The 20,126-nt window shown below is 41.3% G+C and carries 19 protein-coding genes; 5 read left to right on the forward strand and 14 right to left on the reverse strand.

Annotated features, from left to right (window positions below):
* Nucleotides 1-25: 25 nt before the first annotated feature.
* Together FTU44_RS05140 and FTU44_RS05145 are read left to right on the forward strand one after the other, a co-directional pair.
* Complete coding sequence (locus tag FTU44_RS05140) at nt 26-1,408, forward strand: ATP-binding protein (protein WP_180049694.1); 1,383 nt, start codon at nt 26-28, stop codon at nt 1,406-1,408.
* A gap of 298 nt (nt 1,409-1,706) precedes the next feature.
* On the forward strand, nt 1,707-1,928 hold the full coding sequence (locus FTU44_RS05145) for a hypothetical protein (RefSeq protein ID WP_180049696.1): 222 nt from the start codon (nt 1,707-1,709) through the stop codon (nt 1,926-1,928).
* A gap of 19 nt (nt 1,929-1,947) precedes the next feature.
* Here the strand turns inward: FTU44_RS05145 and FTU44_RS05150 are convergent, their stop codons facing one another.
* The 4 genes from FTU44_RS05150 to FTU44_RS05165 form a co-directional block, all read right to left on the reverse strand.
* Nucleotides 1,948-2,436: a hypothetical protein gene (locus FTU44_RS05150; RefSeq protein WP_180049698.1), complete on the reverse strand. Its 489-nt coding sequence runs from the start codon at nt 2,434-2,436 to the stop codon at nt 1,948-1,950.
* Between the two features lie 464 nt (nt 2,437-2,900).
* Entirely contained in the window at nt 2,901-3,857 is a 957-nt protein-coding gene (locus FTU44_RS05155; protein WP_180049700.1) for a hypothetical protein, read from the reverse strand.
* Nucleotides 3,858-4,539: 682 nt separating this feature from the next.
* Entirely contained in the window at nt 4,540-5,733 is a 1,194-nt protein-coding gene (gene sbmA / locus FTU44_RS05160) for a peptide antibiotic transporter SbmA (RefSeq protein WP_005096155.1), read from the reverse strand.
* A gap of 364 nt (nt 5,734-6,097) precedes the next feature.
* Nucleotides 6,098-6,343: a hypothetical protein gene (locus tag FTU44_RS05165; protein WP_180049702.1), complete on the reverse strand. Its 246-nt coding sequence runs from the start codon at nt 6,341-6,343 to the stop codon at nt 6,098-6,100.
* 1,153 nt (nt 6,344-7,496) lie between these two features.
* Here FTU44_RS05165 and otsB point away from each other — a divergent pair.
* A complete protein-coding gene (gene otsB / locus FTU44_RS05170) occupies nt 7,497-8,378 on the forward strand; it encodes a trehalose-phosphatase (RefSeq protein WP_180049704.1) in 882 nt (293 codons plus the stop codon).
* Nucleotides 8,335-9,768: a trehalose-6-phosphate synthase gene (locus tag FTU44_RS05175; protein ID WP_180049706.1), complete on the forward strand. Its 1,434-nt coding sequence runs from the start codon at nt 8,335-8,337 to the stop codon at nt 9,766-9,768. Before otsB ends, FTU44_RS05175 begins: the two co-directional genes overlap by 44 nt.
* A 26-nt stretch (nt 9,769-9,794) precedes the next feature.
* On the opposite strand, the gene FTU44_RS05180 is transcribed toward FTU44_RS05175, so the two are convergent.
* The 7 genes from FTU44_RS05180 to katE all read right to left on the reverse strand — a co-directional run bounded on the left by FTU44_RS05180 (nt 9,795) and on the right by katE (nt 16,761).
* Nucleotides 9,795-11,042 (reverse strand): MFS transporter, encoded by a 1,248-nt coding sequence (locus tag FTU44_RS05180; protein WP_180049708.1) that lies wholly within the window; start codon nt 11,040-11,042, stop codon nt 9,795-9,797.
* A gap of 205 nt (nt 11,043-11,247) precedes the next feature.
* Nucleotides 11,248-11,961, reverse strand: a complete 714-nt coding sequence (locus FTU44_RS05185) for a glycosyltransferase family 2 protein (RefSeq protein WP_005172136.1) — start codon at nt 11,959-11,961, stop codon at nt 11,248-11,250.
* Nucleotides 11,958-12,572: a class I SAM-dependent methyltransferase gene (locus FTU44_RS05190; RefSeq protein WP_100328866.1), complete on the reverse strand. Its 615-nt coding sequence runs from the start codon at nt 12,570-12,572 to the stop codon at nt 11,958-11,960. Before FTU44_RS05190 ends, FTU44_RS05185 begins: the two co-directional genes overlap by 4 nt.
* On the reverse strand, nt 12,565-13,347 hold the full coding sequence (locus tag FTU44_RS05195; RefSeq protein ID WP_005172141.1) for a PIG-L deacetylase family protein: 783 nt from the start codon (nt 13,345-13,347) through the stop codon (nt 12,565-12,567). The genes FTU44_RS05190 and FTU44_RS05195 overlap by 8 nt, the downstream gene beginning before the upstream one ends.
* Complete coding sequence (locus FTU44_RS05200; protein WP_180049710.1) at nt 13,335-14,318, reverse strand: acyl-CoA dehydrogenase; 984 nt, start codon at nt 14,316-14,318, stop codon at nt 13,335-13,337. The genes FTU44_RS05195 and FTU44_RS05200 overlap by 13 nt, the downstream gene beginning before the upstream one ends.
* 50 nt (nt 14,319-14,368) lie before the next feature.
* Nucleotides 14,369-14,578, reverse strand: coding sequence for a hypothetical protein (locus FTU44_RS05205; RefSeq protein WP_005172145.1), 210 nt, complete (start codon nt 14,576-14,578; stop codon nt 14,369-14,371).
* 59 nt (nt 14,579-14,637) lie between these two features.
* Nucleotides 14,638-16,761, reverse strand: coding sequence for a catalase HPII (gene katE, locus FTU44_RS05210; RefSeq protein ID WP_180049712.1), 2,124 nt, complete (start codon nt 16,759-16,761; stop codon nt 14,638-14,640).
* A gap of 781 nt (nt 16,762-17,542) precedes the next feature.
* Here katE and FTU44_RS05215 point away from each other — a divergent pair.
* A complete protein-coding gene (locus FTU44_RS05215; RefSeq protein ID WP_005096135.1) occupies nt 17,543-18,043 on the forward strand; it encodes a Dps family protein in 501 nt (166 codons plus the stop codon).
* A gap of 176 nt (nt 18,044-18,219) precedes the next feature.
* Here the strand turns inward: FTU44_RS05215 and FTU44_RS05220 are convergent, their stop codons facing one another.
* The 3 genes from FTU44_RS05220 to FTU44_RS05230 are packed head-to-tail and all read right to left on the reverse strand — an operon-like array spanning nt 18,220 to nt 19,932.
* Complete coding sequence (locus FTU44_RS05220; RefSeq protein WP_180049714.1) at nt 18,220-19,095, reverse strand: MBL fold metallo-hydrolase; 876 nt, start codon at nt 19,093-19,095, stop codon at nt 18,220-18,222.
* Complete coding sequence (locus FTU44_RS05225) at nt 19,092-19,514, reverse strand: YeeE/YedE family protein (protein WP_005096132.1); 423 nt, start codon at nt 19,512-19,514, stop codon at nt 19,092-19,094. Before FTU44_RS05225 ends, FTU44_RS05220 begins: the two co-directional genes overlap by 4 nt.
* 1 nt (nt 19,515) lies before the next feature.
* On the reverse strand, nt 19,516-19,932 hold the full coding sequence (locus FTU44_RS05230) for a YeeE/YedE family protein (protein ID WP_180049773.1): 417 nt from the start codon (nt 19,930-19,932) through the stop codon (nt 19,516-19,518).
* Nucleotides 19,933-20,126: the final 194 nt, after the last annotated feature.

Below are 20,126 nucleotides of genomic sequence, written 5' to 3' on the forward strand. Positions count from 1 at the left end.
CATTATTTGTTAACGATTAAAAAATATGAAACTACCATCTAGATATGAAGATTTAGAAGAATCTTACAGAGGCAGACTTTTACCAAATGCTATTTTAAATACTAAGATAAAAAATGCTATCAAATCCATGTCTATTAGTGGTGGCATCCGATTCCTAGTAGCTTATGGAGAAAGTGGGGCAGGCAAAAGTTCATCAACAATTGAACTTAAAACTCACCTTCCAGAAGTTCATACATTTTTACTAACAGATGAAGAAATAAGAGATAAAACCTTATTGCTTAATCGAGTTTTAAGTGAACATAAACTTCATCAAAATAAAACATTAATTCCTATTATTGACCAATTTGAAGAAAATGTTGCAGGTAAAGAGAATATTCCCACACAGTTTGTTGAATTTATTAGTTTATTTGATAGAAATGAACTTAAAAAAATTCCTACAATATTTATTTGGCTAACAACTAGCAAGGATTTTCAAGCTTCTTTAGTTACTGCAACTTCAAGAAACAGAAGAATATTACTAGATGAGAACTTTGAAATTATTGGTCCAGAAAAAGGTCAATGGTTAAGTATTATCAAAGATAATTTTTCAATACATAACCAAGAAAAAACACTATCCGATTATTTAATTATCGATTCCGACATAGAGTCTATAATATTTCCGAATGTGACTTTAGGAAGTACTATTGAACAGGTTGGGGATTTACTGGCTGAACATATTGATGACATTCAAGATCTTTCTGAGTATACAGTAATTCTACTGTGGCCTGTTGCCGACTCCATTAGAAATCAAAGAGTTCTTCAATTCAGTCGACCACGAGATGCATATCTATTAGATTGGGAAGCATTCTATAGAGAACTTTCTGCAGAAGAGAAAAGGCAACTTCCTTTAGATGTCTATAATAGAACTAGATTATATTTCGATATGAGAATTATCCCAGTCCGTGTCGCAGATCTTCATAAATTATGTATAAATTTAAACGATGATACTATTACCTTAGGTAAAACTTACTTAGATCGTTTTTCTAAAACTCATTTTTTTCACGTTGTTAATGAGACATGGAATACTTATGATTATGCACCTGTTAGAGAAAGAGAATCTGAGAGAAGTACTGAAGCAGCGACTTGGTATACTACAGTTACATCTCAACCAACACTTCTAGGTAAAAGATTAGCTAAGATATTAACAACCCTCGAATTAGATGCTAATCATGAACATGAAATCAAAACTGAATTTAGCACTGTAAGATCTGATGTGTTTATAGATATAAAAGATGATTCTGAAAAAAAATACATTTTAGAATTAAAAGTTTACTCTTCAGCTAATACAATGCCCTCTACTATTAAAGAGCAAATAAAAGTGACCTTGAGAAGACATGCTTTATTAGCAGGTTTTATGAAAAAGAATTAGATGACTTAATAAACCGAATATAATAAAAAATATTCGATTTATTTGTGAAGTTTTATTTTACATCTGATTTAAATAAGGAAATCTTCTATCACCATACTCGAATACTTAGGACGTATTCAACTTTCAAAGTCTTTTTTATGTGCTACTTCTAGAATCCCTCTAAGTCCCCCTTTTCCAAAGGGGGACTTGTCATGTGATTAACTTGATACACGGTTTTCCCTCTCTTCTTTAAAGGAGAGAGCTAGGGAAAGAATTATTATTTATGCTATAAAATCAAAAACCTTCAAGAACAACAAAAATGACACCTGAACTTTTACTCTTCACTCTCCAAATTGCCATTGGCATATTTGCGCTTGTGATCGTCATCATGCTCATCTATCCCAAATGGCGAAAAAAGATTACAGAACCTAAAGGTGACACCTCTAAACGTCAAAGAGGATCGGATTGGGCAGATGGGCTAGAACTTATTTTTATTCCCATTTACTGGCTAATTAAACTCATTGCAGGCATCTTCAAATAAAGCCTCATGACTTATCGCCTTACAATCCCAACTTATTCCAAATATCCGGCGTTAAAAAAGTTGTGACCAATTTATTCAAATCAATATAACGCAGAACACCTTTAAGCTGATGATTAATTTCAGGATTCTTTAAAATTTCCTCGCCTGTGGTTTTGCCCAATGATTGGAAACTATCCCCGACTGCCTGTAAACCTTCAGCCTGAATCACCGCCTTGGTTTGTGCTGAACATTGCTCAACTAAAATGCGCTGCAACACCGTCGCCAGATTCTTGTCTAATGCTTCCTTTTGAGTCGAAGTCACGTTACTAAAAGCCTTTAAGTCCGGATGATTGCCCAATGCCACAAATGTCCATTGCAAGACCGTGGTTTTATCAGTGGCTGTAGTGGACTTCATCAAACAGTCACTCAGCTGATCGACCGTTGGGCCCGCCATCGTAACCTGTGCTGCTCCCAATAATGCTGCACCTAGAAAAAATGAACGAATACGAGAAGAACTTTTTAAACCCATCACCACTTCCTTTTAATATGACATCAGCATTTTGGCGCTGAAAATAGTTTCTTTGTATCATATAAAAAGGAAATATACTGATAGAGCTCTGTAAAACCTGAACTGGATTTAAAATTAATTCAGATGAAAAATTTCATCCCATCATGCTATTCATCAGATGATGATATTGATCGAGTAAACTTAGCGTTATTATTCAAATTAAAACAATAAAAATAATCATGATGACTGCAAACACCTTTAACAGCATCCTTCCTTGGAGACTGGTTGTGTTCTTTAGCTTGACCGTATTGTTATTGATCCATCCTGTTTTTCGAAGATGGATGTTCGAATCGCGCGACCTGCCCAGCAAACGCAGTCGGATCTCATCCTCTATATCCGACCTAATTGAACTGATTTTTTATCCCATCTTCTGGTGAATCAAAATCATCATACGGATTCTGGATTAAATGCGTTTAGTTCAGTGCTTATTTGATCTGTCTCAACATATTCTTCGCACCATTATGATTATAGTTGTTGGACAGATTCTGTAGCACACGCTTGGCCTGAGCTTTAGCATTCGGGAAACGGTTGGCATAGGCCGGAATCCCGTTCAAACAGCGAGCAACCAGCATACCGGATTCGGTATAAACCCGAGTCCCCTCAGTCCCCTGCAATTTGCCATAATTATAGGCACGCTGGGCATTATTACAGGCATTATTCAGGTTCTTGCCACTATTAATATCACGGCGTGCTGCCACATAGAGCTTCATCTGCTGCTGTTGAGGTGTTTCTACCACTGAAGCTCTCACGGGGACTACCGTCGTCGCGATCTGTTTTTTCTCTAGCTCTTTTCTTTCTAATTCCTTTCTCTCTAATTCTTTCCTTTCCTGCTCTTTACGCGCTGACTCTTTAAGTTCATTCGTGGTCTTCGTTACAGGCGTTTTTATCGATGCAGCAGTCTTTTTCTGGGTAGCAACAGTGTTCTTATTTGCAGCAAGGTAAAAGTTTCTTGCCTCAGTCGCACTCATCAACTTGGTCAGCAATCGAACGCTACGGTTCTGGCTGGTTTTATCGACCTGTCGTTCAGAAACCGGCTCGATCGAGACGAGCCAGCTTTCAGCCAGGCCATCCATACGACATTGATAGGCACCGCTTCCCTGTACCACACCTCGGTTTGTACTCAGGCGTTTGCGTTGGGCAGGATCTGCCACTGCATTAAAATTACTTCTATACAATAGGGAAAGTTTACCGCCTTGTTCATGACAATATTGCGTCAGGATCGAACGCGGATACATGGCCTGAGTGCTGTTATTTTTCTGTGCTTGCCCCCAAAGATAAATATAATCTTTTGCACTGCCATCACGTTGATTCAAAGCCCGCTTGGCGATTAGCTCTTCCGGACTGGCAAAAGGATGTAAAACCCCTGATTTCAGCCGACTCACGCTATTACATCCCGCCAAGCCTATTGCCCCTATTATTAGAATTATTACGTTTAGCTTCACAGCAAATATCTCAACCCCAAATTCCCGTATAACATAGCCTAAATAGCAGCAAACAACAAACACAAGATGTTGATAAGTATCAAATTTAAAAGATAAAAAGGAGGCACATCATTCACAACCCTATACATTATGCCAAGCCTCAGCCTATAAAAATTGAGATAAGCATCCTTCTGGCGCGTAGTTAAAGGATAAATAACAGCGGGATTGAATCAGAAATAAATAGAACACCACATAAAAAGCCGAAGAAAGATAGCAATCTTCCTTCGGCAGCTTATTCAAGATAATGGTACAGATCTTTATTATCATGTGTAAAAAATTACTTTTTACCCTCTATAGCATTGTCTAAACAAGATCAGCATCAGAATAATTTCCTCAACGTACACTTCTTATTTTTATACGTTAAACCGCTGGAAATTAAACTCCATCTTCGCTGGTCATTAAGATTCTAATCAGGAAAACCAGACCTGAATACCCCTATATTGGGATGTTTTGCTCCTATTTGATCTGATCTGACCAATGGTCAGATCAAGCTTTTCGATTAGATGTTAACGTCGATTTAGATATAAAAAGACAAAGATAAAATCATTTGGCTTTTACAATCTAATGGGTAACTTAGAAAAAATTAATCCAGATGGGATTCAAATGCTTTTAAACGTTTATAGATCGACATCAGCTCAATAATGGTCGGCCACGATAAAATCAGATATTGGAAAGACTCACGTACTTTTCCAAATACATTCAGGATTTGCATCATCAAACCCAGGGTGATCGTTCCTGCTGCAATACTCGGAAACAGGATAAATAATCCATAGATATTGTCTAACTGTAAGTACCAGATCCGGACCAGGTTGAAATAGGCATAGTGAAAATACAGACGGAAATAATTCCAGCGTACCCGGCTAAACAGTTCTTGCAGTGTCAGCGGATGAGCCCGATCAGCATGATCCTCTCCGTACACCAGTTCTTTACGGTAAGCAGCCTCAACTTTCTGGTTATTAAACTCCAGTCCTGGCAGTTTCATCCCGACCACCATCAAAATGACGGTACCCAATACGGCCCATCCAATAGAAGCCCACATTAAAGCATGCGGTATTTCTCCCACAATTGGCAGAACCTTTACATGACTTGAAAGCTGGTACAGGATAGGCAGAAACGCCATCAATAGCATCAATGCTTCGATCAGGGAAACACTCAGCTGTTCCGTGGTTTTGGCAAAGCGCATGGTATCTTCCTGAATACGCTGGGATGCGCCTTCAATATGACGCAATTGTTCCCAATGTGCCGTGTAATAGTTATTCATCGCGGTACGCCAGCGGAACACATAATGGCTGACGAAAAACATATTAAATACGGCCAAAGTGACGTAAATCATGGCGATATAAATAAAGGTTAAAGCTTCTTGATAGAGAAGTGAAACATCTCCGCCACCGCTGCCTAGCATTTTCTGGATCTGGTCATAAAACGGGCTATACCATTCATTTAAAACGACATTGACCTGTACTCCAAACCAGATATTAAACAGGATAAAAGCCGAGCCCCAGACTGACCAACGCTGCCATGGATGTTGTGCTTTCCACGTCCAGAAGAGAGCAAATATGGCAGTGGCAAGAAAAAACCAAAGGTAGAACCAGAGAAACTTGGCTGACCAGAAACGACTGATACCGATAGCGAGACTTTCCTCAGAATAGCCTTCAGGGAAACCCAAATAGACTCCCCATCCTGATCCGCCAGTATGCCAAAGCACAAGATTAAGGATAAACCACAAAATCAGGCTGCTAAAAAACCAGACGGGTTGCGGGAAAAATGACTTGAACATGCTGACCTAGTTCTCCTTCTATCTCTTGGTCATCCAAATGACGCCTAGTTTATTCTTATTTTAGACTTTTACTGTTATAAAGCATTAATTTTCAATTTAGTTTAAAAAATAACATAGCGATGCATAGTCCCTTATAAAATTTATTTTTATAGATTTTCAAAACGTATTTTTCTCTTAATGAGTCTTTTTATTCTTGATCAGCCTATCTAAAGCTCCAGAAGCAATCAGGTGCATGAATCATCAAGTTTTTGCCTTATGTATTTTTAAATCCTGTACATCAGTACGGCCTGTCTGTTTTATTAAAAACGAATATAGCTTCTTAAAGTTCTATAAATATAATGAAATCAAATACTCAATAATGCCTTTATAGATGTTTAGATAAAGGTTTTGCTGCTACTGAAGTAAATAAATCATTGACCCAGTTCTCATTTTTTGGAGAAATAGTTAAATTTTCAAAAACCATGCTATGATTTAACTCTCGAAAAGTAATCTTATTTTGGAATAAAACTATGGAAAGTTCGGTAATTGAATTACTTAAACCATTGACCTTAGAAAAGGAAAATTGCACCCCGATTATTTTTGAGGCAGGCACTGTTTTGAAAGTGGTCATGCAGACTCCCACCAGTCTTTTGGTCAGTAATGATGATGACTTTAACTTCACAATTCCTTTAAAAGATGAAAATGAGCTGTGGAGAGAGCTCTAAGCACTTTCTTCATTTTGAACAGACGGGTTGTATCTGTGCCAGCTGCTGAATTGATATGATACGGCCCTCAACTAAGCTTCCTTTTGAATGTAAGTTATCGTTATTTTATTCCCTTCTTAAAATTCATTTCTCTTCTTTTCTGAGAAGTCCTTAGCAGTCTAAGCGGGATATGATTCGTGCAAAAAACACCTTTATAGTTGAAAATCCACCTATTTTTTGGCCTGGACTAAATAATTTTCACCCGTTTTTCCCTTTTTATGTAAGTTCCAGTACTTAAAGGATCTTCTTTCCTTACACACCTTTTCTTTAGCTTAACTTCATCTAAGCTCAACGTCTTGATTTTGAAACCTGAATATTCTAGCTATTTATGACCAGTAAATTAAAAAAACCTCAGTCTATATGAGTGACTTTTTATACCAAATGATAAAATTAAAAATCTAATAATGAGAAAAATTTAAATCTGTAAAACTAATTTAAAAAATCCTTAAACATCGTCTAATTTGTTATATCCGATCTAAAGAAAATTATAGAGCAATAAGTTCTTATCCTGTAACACTCTAATAGCCCCCATATCTTCATGACCTTTTATATATTTAAAAAATAATAATTTTCAACAGCTTGTCTTCTATTTTTTCACTCCAAGAATAGGGTTAATTATTTTCATCCAAAAAATTCATTTTAAATAAAATCAACTTATATTATCTACATTTAAAATAAATCAAATTTTAAAAATAAAATACTAAATTATAGCGATTAAAATTTTAAACAACTCAAGCAATCACATTGAATATTATGGCTTAAATAAAAAATAATCCTAAATAAAAATAAATTAATAAAAAACAGTCAGAGCATTATCTTTAAAATTTATTAAGAATAATATCTTTTACATGAAAAATATTTCCAAATTTTACAAAGTAACTGTACTTGTTAAAAATGTTTCTTTTCTGCACTTAAATCCAGTCTGTTAAATGAAATATGCTATATATTTATTAGATTAAAAATTAATCAGGCAGTTTTAAAATTTAAATTAATTTTATTTCAAATACTTAGGTAGAGTTTATGTCCGCTCAACACTCTGGTCAAGATGCAGAAGATTCACTTATAGTGCCTTCTCCTCTATTAGCTCAAGTGATTTTAACTCAACTCAATCCAGTTATTTATTCTCATAAGCTTATTTTATTTCTTGATATTGATGGAACTATTTCCGAATTCCATCCTGATCCAACAAAAAATATAATTAAAGATGAAACCTTAAATACCTTGAAAGAGCTACAACAATATATTGAGTTGGTATTAATCACTGGACGTTCTATTGCACAAGCTCAAAAACTTATTTATCCCTTTGACTGGAATATTGCCGGCTCACATGGTCTGGAATTAAACTATCAATCGCATTTAAGTCATTTAATTGATTTAAATTCTGAGCAATTTGAATTATTAAAAAATTATATTACTGAACATAGCGCTCAGCTTGCTCAGATTCGAATAGAAAAGAAAGACTATTCGGTCGCACTGCATTTTCGTGAACATCCACATTTAGAAGATCTGGTGCATACATTTGCATTGGATTGTCTGACCCACTTTCAAGCATTTGAACTGAAGGCCGGGAAGTTTGTATTTGAGCTGGTACCCAAAGGTGCAAACAAAGGTTCAGCCATTCAACACATTCACCAGCAAGCTCATTTAAGTGATCATTACCCTATTTTTATCGGTGATGACCTGACCGATGAAGCTGGCTTTCAGGTGATTAATAGCTTAAAAGGCTGCTCCATTAAAGTCGGCACGGGCAACACCGTAGCACAACATCGGCTCGAAAACGTAACACAAGTACAAGCTTTTTTAACGGAGCTTTTAGCATTATTTAAAGCACAACAACAACAATTATTGGAGAAATCACATGTCAAAACTCATTGTGTTATCAAATCGTGTGAATCTACCTAACCCAGACAATACACAGGCAGGTGGATTAGCGGTGGCTTTGCAGGATGCTTTGCAGGATATTGGCGGCATTTGGGTCGGCTGGAATGGTTCCAGAGTCGATCATGGCAAAGAGCAGAAGTTTCAAATCCTCAAACATCAGAATGTTGAATATCATACGAGTCCTTTGACTGAGCCCCAATATCAGGGGTTTTATTGTGGTTTTGCCAATAATGCCTTATGGCCGCTGATGCATGATCAGCATCAACTTGTGGATTATCAGCCACAGGATTTCAAAACCTATAAAGATGTCAATTTACGCTTTGCCAAGCATCTGAAACAGGTCGCCTCTCCCCATGACATCATCTGGATTCATGATTACCATTTTTTAAGTGTGGCGCATTACTGTCGGAAACTGGGTATGCGTAACCGTATTGGTTTCTTCCTGCATATTCCTTTTCCTGAACTGAAACTCTGGCAGACTTTACCAGCCTATCAGGATCTGGCGCATCATCTGGCTCACTTCGATGTACTCGGATTTCAAACCCCACGCGATCAGAAAAACTGTATCAAGTTTCTGGAACAGACCTTAAAAATCAAGCATCGTCATGATGAAATCCTGAATTATCAGTCAAGACGGATTTATGTGAAATGCTATCCAATTGGCGTGCATCCAGTTCAACTGCAAAATCAGGCGGCTGATAGCCAGCTTAGCAAATTGCCTTTTGATCTCGAGACAGTCCGTCCTTATAAACGTATTATTTCGGTCGACCGGATTGATTATAGTAAGGGTTTACTGGAGAAAATCGGATCCTTGCAAAGCTTGCTGGAAGATCAGCCCGAATTTAAACATCAGTTTCAGCAACTGCAAATTGCCTGCCCATGCCGACTGGATGTCAAAACCTATAAAAACCTGTATGAGCAATTCCAGTCTGCCGTGCAGGAACTCAATACCCAGCATGGCACAGCAGACTGGCAACCTTTCGATTGCAGTTATGAAACCTTAGGTCATGAAGCGTTAATGCAGCTTTATCGCAAGGCAGATATTTGCTGGGTCAATTCGATCCGGGACGGTATGAATCTGGTGGCGAAAGAATATATTGCGGCGCAGAATCCACTCGATCCGGGTGTTTTAATTCTGTCTAAATATGCCGGTGCTGCCGAACAAATGAAAGAAGCCTTGCTGGTCGATCCTTATGAGCATGACAGTATGTCCAAAGCCTTGAAAAAAGCGCTGCGCATGTCTAAATCGGAGCGTTTAGAACGTTATCGTTATTTAAGCCAAGGCTTGAAAAACTTCGATATTATTCGCTGGCGAGATCAATTTATCACTGACTTGAAAAAATCACAGAGTGTACGAATCTATCGTCCGGTGGCTAGCGGAATTTCCACCCAGTTCAGTGTGCATGCTTAAATACACACCTGAAAAAAACACCAGCATTATGCTGGTGTTTCGTTTTGTAGCGGAGAAATAAGCTCTTCGGCTGCTTGTGCATCTTTTGGATCTGCAGTCAGATGATTCAAAATCACAATACTGAATAGACCTATCGCAATCACACTAAACACCAGACTCAAGCCAATAATTTCACTGCCGAAACCGACCAATGCCGGTCCGATCAGTGAACCTGTGTATGCAAATACCGATACATAGGATAATGCCACATGTGAAGCCAAGGTTTTTTGACGGCCTGCACGTGAAAACATTAACGGTACAATATTAGCACTGCCCAGACCGAGAATGGCATAGCCCAGCAACACTACTTGCCAGACTGGTGCAAAGACCACAGTCAATAAACCGGTTGCAGCCAAAATTGCACTCAGTAGAATGGTATTTTTTTCACCAAACTGTTGAATAATGAGATGTCCGCTGAAACGACCCAATACCATCAAGGCCGCAAAGAAGCTATAAGCCAAACCAGTTTGAGCCGCTGGCAAATTGAACTGGCTGGCAAGATAAATCCCGCTCCAGTCCATCGCTGCGCCTTCGGACAGGAACGCCACAAAACAGATCAAACCGATGCCTAGAATCGCCCAGGTGGGTGCTGCTTTTGTCGTTGACTGTTCTGATGAGGAGGTTTCCTCTAGCACTGTTTTTGGCTCAGTCCCCAAGCTAAAAGGAATAGCCAATATTGCAATCAATAGCAAAATCGCACTGACAATAACTGCGCCAGTTAAAGGCGCTAGACCGAATCCCATTAACGTGGTCATTCCCAGCACACCGGCCAGACCACCGAGGCTACATACGCCATGGAAACCCGACATTAAACTTTTAGCAAGTTTTTTCTCAACCTGTGCGGCCTGAATATTGACTGTCACCCCCAAAGCACCAGCACTGGCCCCAAAGAAAAACAGGCTGATCGCCATCATCAAATGATTCGGGCTATACGCCAAAGCAGGCAAGATAAACAAAAATGCTGTTAACACCACAGCCAGAACAGCACGGCAACCTAATGTATTGGCGAGTCGGCCTGCCAGTGGCATCGCCAGCATGGATCCAATTCCGGCACAGAGTAATAACAGACCAAAGTCTGCATGATTGAGTAACAGGCGCTGCTGTGCATAGGGAATTAAAGGTGCCCAAGCTGCGGTACTAAAACCCAAGCTAAAGAAGCACAATGCAGTCGCTATTTTCTGCCATAGATGGGGTGATGGAGACTGAATTCGAGAAAGCAGAGTTTGATTAAACATTGTATTACCTAAAAAGAAGGCTCAGGCATCCATTACCGATCATCCATAGAAAAACCCCACTGACTTATAGCTGAAATGTATAAGTAGGTGGGGCTTAATTTGCGTGAATTATAAACAGAATAATTTTAAATGGAATAGCTTTTAGGCGCTAATTTCAAGATTTTTTACAAGTGGCTGATTGTATAAAATTTATAATTTTGTAATTTTATTTGCATAGGCTGATCGGTTTTTCAGCGGCTTGTTTAAGCTCCAGATTTTGCAGAAAATGTGCAAAACCGGCTGCAATTTTTGAGCTAAGCCGACTGCTGGTGGTCACTCTGAGCTGATTCGACCAGATAATCTTTGCCCCGACATGTTCTAGGCGATGGATGAAATCGACATCTTCATGACAGTCCAGTTGCTGAAAGCCGTTTACCTGTAGATAAGACGCGGCTTTAAAACATAGATTTGCCCCATGAATATGACGGTGATCCATCTTGTCCTGATAATGACTCAGATAAGTCTGACGGGCTAATGTGCTTAAATGCCCCCATTCATCCAGATCGACCACCCCACAAATCACATCCGCCGGTTGGTGCTGCAACATGACCTGAAACCAGTCACGCTGTACAAAAGAATCGGCATCGGTACAACAAATCCAGTCACAACCCTGCTCGATCATGTGCTGAACGCCCAAATGACGTGCCTTTCCTACATTTTTAAAATGACAACTGATCGTCTGGATTCCCGACTGCTGAACTTTGCTTGCAGTAGAATCGGTGCAACTGTCTAAAACCACCAGAATCTTGATCTCGGGCAGAACTGCTAATTTTCCCACATGCTGAAAGAAGTAAAGTCGTGCAGATTTTAATGCTTTCAGGCAACGTTCAATATAGGCTTCTTCATTACAGGCCGGAATCACCACCGCAATTTTCTTCATTTCAAGCCCTCCAGCTCTGCCACAGATTGCGCAGAATTCAGCCACAGATCGACCAGAAAGTCTGAATCCTGTACGCTGAGATTATGCTTATATTTTAACTGGGCTTTTAATTGTCGATGTACCTCTTCACCATTTAAGCTAAATCCTGCAATCGGCGCGCGCCAATGACAACTCAAGATACATCCACCGGGTTCGAGTGCAGTATGCAACCATGCCAGCACCTGTTGTAATGCGGCCGGATCTAAATAATATAGAATCTCACTAACCACAATGAGCTGAAATTTCTGTTGCGGCAAGTGATCTGGCACAATCCGCTGTAGTACCTGTACATGCGGATAAGCATGTAAACGCTGCCGAGCCAATTGAATAGCAGTTTCGTTGGCATCCAGACACATTAAAGTTGCTGTTCGCTGCGCCAGTTCCTGACTGAAGATGCCATTACTACAACCAATTTCAATCGCGGAGTCAAACTGCAAACGCGGCAAGACCGCCAGACAAATCTGCCGTTTGCGCTGTTCATACCAGCGTTGTTCATAGTGCCAGGGATCTCCCTGATTCAGCGCATACAAGGCATCAAAATATTCCTGATCATAGGCTACTTTACTATTCATACAGATACACCTCCCAGGGTTGTAAAATACGCTGTAATGCCTGCTCTGGCAGAATGGGTGCCTGTTCTATGCTAGGGTCAAGCTCGATCTGACTCTTAAAACACCGCGCAGCTCGAGACTTATAGTGCAATTCTCGATCAGTCAATTTGAGTTGATGAGCGATGGTCCAGGGAATTCTGGTATCTCCAGGTGTGGCCCAATGCCAGGCCCAAATCAGGACCTGAATACAGGATAAGTGCCGTTCGGTTGCTAGCTGTTGGGTGACCTGCCCTGTAATTTCATGATCTGGATGTCCATCATGCACAAAGGTGGTAATGAGCACATCATTGGGCTGCAAATAAGATTGCAAATGCTGTTTCAGCAGTTCTCGCTGTTCTGCGACCTGGCCATCCTGAATATCCAGCGCAATCCGCAAAATATTCTGCTTCAATGCTAACTCTTCCAAAGCTGCTCGCGTTTCAGCAGGACGAATCTGGTTCAACTCTTCCGGGTTATACAAAATCGAGTCTGGATGGCTGGCGGTACCATTGGTAACGGCAAAAAGTACAATCTGATATCCCAATGTGTCCAGACGCTGAATCAGACCGCCACAACCCAAAATTTCATCATCCGGATGCGGGGCAATAATGCAGACTCGGGCATCTGATGGAATAATGCTGGGAATATCGAATTCCGGCATCTGTTGCAAAATCTGGCAAGAGCGCCATTCTTCAAGCCGTGTACCTTCGCCATGGATGACACGGTCTTCGACAATCTCGTGTCTTATAATGTCCATAACTCTTCCTCCTGCACACTCAATTCACCAATCCGTTCCAGATCAAAGGCGGCATGGCTCTGACGAATAAACACCGGCAGATCGGCTGCAAGTCGGGCAAAATGTGGCTGCTCGCAATACGGTGCAGCGCCAAGGGCCTTACCCACCTGAGTCAGCACGTTTAAAGCGGTCGCTTCAACCTGAGCACGCAAGGCCTGAATCTGTAATTGATGGGGAAATTTAGGCTGCTGATCAATTAAATCTGCGACTTGATAAAACAAAGCCTGTGTCGCTAAAAGCTTCCGACTGATTTCACCGAGATACATGGCCTTATAGGCATGCGGTTTTAACAAGACAGCCTGTTTTAAATATTCAGCCAAACGCACGGTTGCGCCGTACCAGCAGGCAGCCACGCCGGCAGCGCCATGCCAGAAGCCCGCCCGATCCAGATAAGCATTCGGCGCTGCAACTTTTTTAGCATTAACCTGATTCAGTTCAAGCCGGGCAGTCAAGGTATGCTGCATGCCCACCGCCTGCCAAATGTCCGTATGATGCTGAATACCTGCTTGTTGCAGATCAAGAATCAGCAACTGTGATCGTTGCTGCTCATCACGATAAGTCAGCAGACCATATTGCACCCAGACCGAGGCAGAACACCAAGGCTTTATTCCTGTAAGTTTTCCAGCGTCTAATATTAAAGGGCTTGGCCCGCCTTCTGCCGCCCAGACTGCCCATAGACCTTTTTGCTCTAGCGGAATATTCAGTTCATGCAAAATGGCCAAGGCATCCAGATGTGATTCAAACAGTTTGCCCAGACTCAGATTGCTTGCGGAAACCTGACTAAGCATCCGCCAGCGTTTTAAGGTGTTTCCAGAAGCGGGATAAGGAATCTGATCGGAAATCGATACCAGTTCCATCAGGGTCTTAGGAATTTTTTCTTCTAGCTCCAGCGGAGAATTTTCAAATCTTTGTAATATTGAACCGAGGTTCATGCAGGTTCTTCCTCATAAAATACGGCACTGTTGTTATGTTTTAAAGTCAGTTAATGGGAAAGTTTTCGCATTTGTTTTAACCGTGTGGTCAGGCCTAATAACTTACGGCGTGCCATGATTTCTTCTTCATTGAAACAAAGTTGCTGCATCAGTTCAGCTAAAGGCAAATGGTTATGCTCAATCAGATAGATGTCCTGTTCTCGATTCCATTTGGCTTGCTGTACCTGTGCCAATAACTTTTTGGCATCCGGTCTTACCATATTATTTATCCATTTTGAAACCAGAAGGATAGAAGCCAAGGCTCCTATCCTCTAGTCGTTTAGGCAGGAATGCTTTCTGCAACCAGTTCACGCGCCCAGACACGATGGTTCATGATCAAAGTCTTGAAGCTGTCTTGTACCGCGTCAAACTGTTCATGCGTCAAAGTCCCTTCATCCCTGATCAGGCGCAGATCTTCAATCAGCTTGGCTTTATCGCCCAGGAAGATAATCGGTTTCAGGTGCTTATACGCTTCCAGCAGATAATGAGTCGCCACACCATCTTTCATCACCACATCATAATTATCACCATCAGTAATCACCACGGCATCATAGGCAATCGATGGCTCGGCTTTTTGCATACCGTCAGAAGGAATTACCTCGCCTTGCTGACCCAGTACCGGACCCGGTTTCGGGGTCAGTACATCGACCACAGCACCCTCTGATTCTGCCCAGGCTTGAACGGCTTTGATACTGGCCTCATTGGCTTTATCGTGTACCAGTAGCGCGATTTTCCGTGCCTTAATATCTTCGGGTTTAAAGGCCTCGAAAGATAAACGCGGTGAAACCTTTACCTCTGGCAATGTTGCCGCTTTTTTCTCTGCCGGAATTTCAATGCCCAATTGATCCGCGACTTGTTGTGCCAAGTCCAAGTCGATGTTACACAGCACTTCCAGTACTTCACGCTCACGAATATATTTGCGTTCTACCTTGCTCAGTTCGAAGACATAGGCATCGACAATATGTTTTTGCTCATGGGGTGCCTGGCTGCGATAGAAAAGACGAGGTTGACTGAAATGATCACTAAAAGATTCACTGCGCTGACGGATCTTGTGACCATCAATACGTTCCTGATAGCTTTCAAAACCACCATCTTGTGCTGCTGGCGGAGCTTCAGCCGGCCAGTGATCATCAATCGAGTTTGGTTCATAACTGGCTTGACCGGTATGTACAATACGCTGATGTAACCCGTCACGCTGATTATTGTGGAACGGACAAACCGGCTTGTTGATTGGAATCTGGTGGAAGTTTGGACCACCTAAACGGCTGAGCTGGGTATCGGTATAGGAGAACAGACGTGCTTGTAATAAGGGATCATTGGTAAAATCTAGTCCCGGCACAATATGTCCCGGACAGAATGCTACCTGCTCGGTTTCACCAAAGAAATAATCGACATTACGGTTCAGCACCATTCTGCCAATCGGCGTCACCGGCACAAGTTCTTCCGGAATAATTTTGGTTGGATCCAGCAAATCGAAATCATATTTCATTTCATCTTCTTCTGGAACGACCTGTACACCGAGCTCCCATTCTGGATAATTCCCGGATGCAATCGCTTCGTATAAGTCACGACGATGGAAATCCGGGTCTTTACCCGCCAGTTTTTGTGCTTCATCCCAGACCAGTTGGGCGAGACCCTGTTTTGGCGTCCAGTGAAATTTCACAAAAACCGCTTTATTTTCGGCATTGATCAACCGGAAGCTATGCACCCCAAAGCCTTGAATGGCTCTTAAATTACGCGGAATACCCCGGTCCGACATGGCCCACATCACCGCATGCGCTGATTCAGGCACTAAAGAAACAAAATCCCAGAACGTATCATGTGCTGATGCACCGGTTGGAATTTCAGTTTGTGGCTCAGGCTTCACCGCATGTACAAAATCCGGGAACTTGATCCCGTCCTGAATAAAGAATACCGGCGCATCATTCGCCACTAGGTCAAAATTACCTTCATCAGTATAAAACTTGGTCGCGAAACCACGAATATCGCGTACAGTATCTGCCGAACCACGCGGCCCCTGTACCGTAGAAAAACGTACAAATACCGGCGTTTGTACACTGGTATTGGTCAGAAAGCCTGCCTTGGTCAGCTTTTCATTGCCTGGATAAGCTTCAAAAAAACCATGTGCACCGACACCACGCGCATGCACAATACGCTCCGGAATACGTTCGTGGTCAAAATGTGTGATCTTTTCACGCAGAATAAAATCTTCCATTAAGGTCGCACCACGAACACCTGCTTTAAGACTGTTCTGGTTATCTGAGATTTTAACGCCCTGATTGGTGGTGAGCGTCTGCTCGGTTGCATCGCTACGATATACGTCAAGCTGCTCACTCTTTTTATTGTTATTTTGCTTATCTAAACCATTTTTGCCTGTGGCTGGACTATTCGCCTTAATTTTCATGATGTTTTCCTTGCTGAGATTGAGTTTAGTGCAGATATTTTTGTCTATCTCAAAGTCGCTTGAGCTTATATGTCTCGCATGGGTTGGCCAATAACATGATTCCCGCAAACCCAGTTGCTACAGCCAATTCTGTCTCAAGTCAGCACTTCATCTCTGTGTTCTGTCTCGTAGGATTTTGCTTTCTGGGATATTGTTATTGACCGCGCCTGTGTCCTAACATAACTGCATTTAGGAAAGAGGTTTATTATTCTTTGTTGTGCCTTGTTTAATTAAGGCAGCGTTGTGTTATTTTTTTATAAACCCCCTCTTTTTTTATGATCTTTGCACACAGCCATCTCATTCATTTAAAAGAGATATAAAATTTTAGTCATGCTATGTTGCAATAAAAGTTCTTCAGGCAAGATGTGATAGTGCATACAAATCCGTCATCATGAATCAGTGCAATATTTCCATTCTGAAATAGCTAAGGCTTTTTTCAACGTTCTAAATCTGTTGGGATAATTATCGCTAGGTTGATAAAGAGAAATAAAGTTTATTAAATTGAAAAGTTACAATCCTCTCTGCAGGCTATACATAATGACTAAACTTCCTGCCTGTCTATTGATCTAATATCTATAACTTATAAACACTTAAATCTTTCAGCTTGTTCATATTGATAATGGAAATTAAGTTTCAATTCGGGAGTCATTATCAAGATCAAACCCTCGTTTGACTCAAACTTCGAATACATCTGACTTTATTTTAATACACAGCATGTTGTTAAATTTTAAGGAGTAAGAGCATGGCCTCTTCTAAAAAAGAATCTAAAGCAATGAAAATTGATATCGGAATTTCGCATGATGATCGTGCCAAGATTGTCGACGGTTTATCCCGACTATTGGCGGACAGCTATACCCTGTATTTGATGACCCATAATTTCCACTGGAATGTCACCGGCCCCCAATTCAATAGCCTGCATAATATGTTTATGACCCAATACACCGAGCAGTGGAATGCGCTGGATGTGATTGCTGAACGTATCCGGGCCTTGGGTTTTGCAGCACCTGGCACCTATAAACAGTTTGTAAAACTGACCTCTATTAAAGAGGTTGAAGGGGTGCCAAAAGCTGAAGAAATGCTGCGCCTACTGGTCGATGCCCATGAGACCGTAGCACGTACCGCCAGAAGTATTTTTGCAGTGATTGAAGACGCCAATGATCAACCAACAGCGGATATTTTGACCCAGCGACTAGATGTACATGAAAAAACTGCCTGGATGCTCAGAAGTAGTCTGGATCAATAAAGCGTCATTAATCGCATTTGAGAGCAAGCGGATGAGCGGGATGACACGAGGGTGTTGCTTAGCCGATTAAACCAATCCCAAAGATATGACCTTTAAAATGAAGTACTAAAAACTTGGAGGATGTATGCAGTCGTGTACATCCTCTTTTCATCACCAGGTTTTAAGAATTGAGGCATTCAGGCATGAAAATAATTCAGCGGCAGTTTTAAATAGGAAATACCATTGGCCTCTGTTTCAGGAAATTGACCGGCACGTATATTGATTTGAATCGCCGGTAAAATCAGTTTTGGCATACCTAATTGGGCATCGCGTTGCTGGCGCATTTCAATAAATTCAGCTTTGGCCATCCCCCTGTGAATATGGATATTATGCTGCTTCTGGGTCTGAATATCGGTTTCACAGACAAAGTGATCACGGCTTTCCGGTAAATAGTCATGGCACAGAAATACCCGGGTATCATCCGGCAATTGATACAGTTTTTGTACCGAATCGAATAGCGTTGCCGCACTGCCTTTGGGAAAATCACAACGTGCAGTGCCATAATCTGGCATAAACAAGGTATCACCGACAAAGACTGCATTCCCGACCACATAACTCAGACAGGCCGGTGTATGTCCCGGCGTCGGAATGTTATAGGCCGGTAGTGAACCAATATTGAATTTTTCATGATCCGCAAACAGATAGTCAAAAGGCTGCGCCAGATTGAACTGTTTCATATCCAGATGATAGATCGCACCAAAGACTTCCTGCACAATAGAAATATGCTGGCTCATGGCAATCTTGCCGCTCAACTGTGAATGCAGATATTGTGCTGCGGTCAAATGATCTGCATGCACATGGGTTTCCAGAATCCACTCAACCTCAAAGTTCTGCTGTCGTATATAGGCAATAATTCGATCCGCATGTCTGGTCGATGTACTGGCAGAAGCGGCATCATAATCCAGCACACTATCAATCACCGCACATTTTCCAGTGGCCGGATCACCCACCACATAGCTAAAAGTATGGCTATCTTCATGAAAAAAATCTTGAATTACGGCGCTATGACTCATGATGATGCTCCTGACCATTGACGATGTAGATAAACCCCTGCCAGCATGGCCATAATAAAATAAGTAGCCTGATAGTGGCCTAAACCAATGAGTGTCAGACTGGGCGCTGGACAGATACCGGCAATTCCCCAGCCGATACCAAATAAAAGACTGCCGCTCATCAGTTTAGAATCAATTTTCTGATTAGTCGGTAACTGGATCGGTTCATGAAATACAGTTTTAGCTACCGGATTTCGCGTGGCTTTCTGAAAAGGAATAAAGGCGACCATAATCGCGCCCAGCATCACAAAGGCCAGACTCGGATCCCAGTCGCCAAAAACATCCAGAAAATCCAGAACCTTTTCAGGATTGGCCATACCGGAAATCATCAAGCCAACTGAGAATAAACCACCCCATAAAAATGCCAGCAGATTTTTCATTTTAGCGCACTCCAATCAGGTGACGAATCACATAAACTGTCATAAATCCAGCCCACATAAATACGGCTGTAGCCAAGATTGAACGTCTAGATAAACGGCTGATGCCACAAATCCCATGGCCACTGGTACATCCCGAGCCTAAACGGGTGCCAAAACCGACCAGTAAACCCGCAATCACCATCATCCAGGGACTGGTATTCAGTTCGATTTCAGGTTGTATACATCGTCCATAAGCAAATGGAATGATGATGAGACCCAATAAAAACCACAGAGCTGGCGTCTTGAAAATGCTTTTAGGATTAAGTACCTGTCCAATCAGACCACTAATGCCCGCGATCCGGCCATGAATATACAGATAGCCGACCACTGAAACACCAAGAAGTAAACCACCGAGAAAAGCGCTCAGGAAGTCATGCATCATATTTCACTTTCATCACTATATATTTTGATATTATATTTAATTAAATATTATTCAAGTTCTAGTCTGTTTAACTTATTTGATGGAAGATGATTATAGGCTCAAATCCAATGCATGCTAAGCTCTCTGGTTTCAGCCCTAGTCAGCTGTGACTAATAAAGAAATAATCTGGATCGGATCAATCTAATATTTGA

The sequence above is a fragment of the Acinetobacter sp. YH12105 genome, from assembly GCF_013419095.1.
GTDB lineage: Bacteria > Pseudomonadota > Gammaproteobacteria > Pseudomonadales > Moraxellaceae > Acinetobacter > Acinetobacter pseudolwoffii.

Excerpts from the sequence above, each read along its gene's own strand:
- FTU44_RS05140 (WP_180049694.1), top strand. The coding sequence starts at position 26 with ATGAAACTACCATCTAGATATGAAGATTTAGAAGAATCTTACAGAGGC.
- FTU44_RS05145 (WP_180049696.1), top strand. The coding sequence starts at position 1,707 with ATGACACCTGAACTTTTACTCTTCACTCTCCAAATTGCCATTGGCATA.
- FTU44_RS05150 (WP_180049698.1), bottom strand. The coding sequence starts at position 2,436 with ATGGGTTTAAAAAGTTCTTCTCGTATTCGTTCATTTTTTCTAGGTGCA.
- sbmA (WP_005096155.1), bottom strand. The coding sequence starts at position 5,733 with ATGTTCAAGTCATTTTTCCCGCAACCCGTCTGGTTTTTTAGCAGCCTG.
- FTU44_RS05165 (WP_180049702.1), bottom strand. The coding sequence starts at position 6,343 with ATGACCACTTTCAAAACAGTGCCTGCCTCAAAAATAATCGGGGTGCAA.
- otsB (WP_180049704.1), top strand. The coding sequence starts at position 7,497 with ATGTCCGCTCAACACTCTGGTCAAGATGCAGAAGATTCACTTATAGTG.
- FTU44_RS05175 (WP_180049706.1), top strand. The coding sequence starts at position 8,335 with ATGTCAAAACTCATTGTGTTATCAAATCGTGTGAATCTACCTAACCCA.
- FTU44_RS05180 (WP_180049708.1), bottom strand. The coding sequence starts at position 11,042 with ATGTTTAATCAAACTCTGCTTTCTCGAATTCAGTCTCCATCACCCCAT.
- FTU44_RS05185 (WP_005172136.1), bottom strand. The coding sequence starts at position 11,961 with ATGAAGAAAATTGCGGTGGTGATTCCGGCCTGTAATGAAGAAGCCTAT.
- FTU44_RS05190 (WP_100328866.1), bottom strand. The coding sequence starts at position 12,572 with ATGAATAGTAAAGTAGCCTATGATCAGGAATATTTTGATGCCTTGTAT.
- FTU44_RS05195 (WP_005172141.1), bottom strand. The coding sequence starts at position 13,347 with ATGGACATTATAAGACACGAGATTGTCGAAGACCGTGTCATCCATGGC.
- FTU44_RS05200 (WP_180049710.1), bottom strand. The coding sequence starts at position 14,318 with ATGAACCTCGGTTCAATATTACAAAGATTTGAAAATTCTCCGCTGGAG.
- FTU44_RS05205 (WP_005172145.1), bottom strand. The coding sequence starts at position 14,578 with ATGGTAAGACCGGATGCCAAAAAGTTATTGGCACAGGTACAGCAAGCC.
- katE (WP_180049712.1), bottom strand. The coding sequence starts at position 16,761 with ATGAAAATTAAGGCGAATAGTCCAGCCACAGGCAAAAATGGTTTAGAT.
- FTU44_RS05215 (WP_005096135.1), top strand. The coding sequence starts at position 17,543 with ATGGCCTCTTCTAAAAAAGAATCTAAAGCAATGAAAATTGATATCGGA.
- FTU44_RS05220 (WP_180049714.1), bottom strand. The coding sequence starts at position 19,095 with ATGAGTCATAGCGCCGTAATTCAAGATTTTTTTCATGAAGATAGCCAT.
- FTU44_RS05225 (WP_005096132.1), bottom strand. The coding sequence starts at position 19,514 with ATGAAAAATCTGCTGGCATTTTTATGGGGTGGTTTATTCTCAGTTGGC.
- FTU44_RS05230 (WP_180049773.1), bottom strand. The coding sequence starts at position 19,932 with ATGCATGACTTCCTGAGCGCTTTTCTCGGTGGTTTACTTCTTGGTGTT.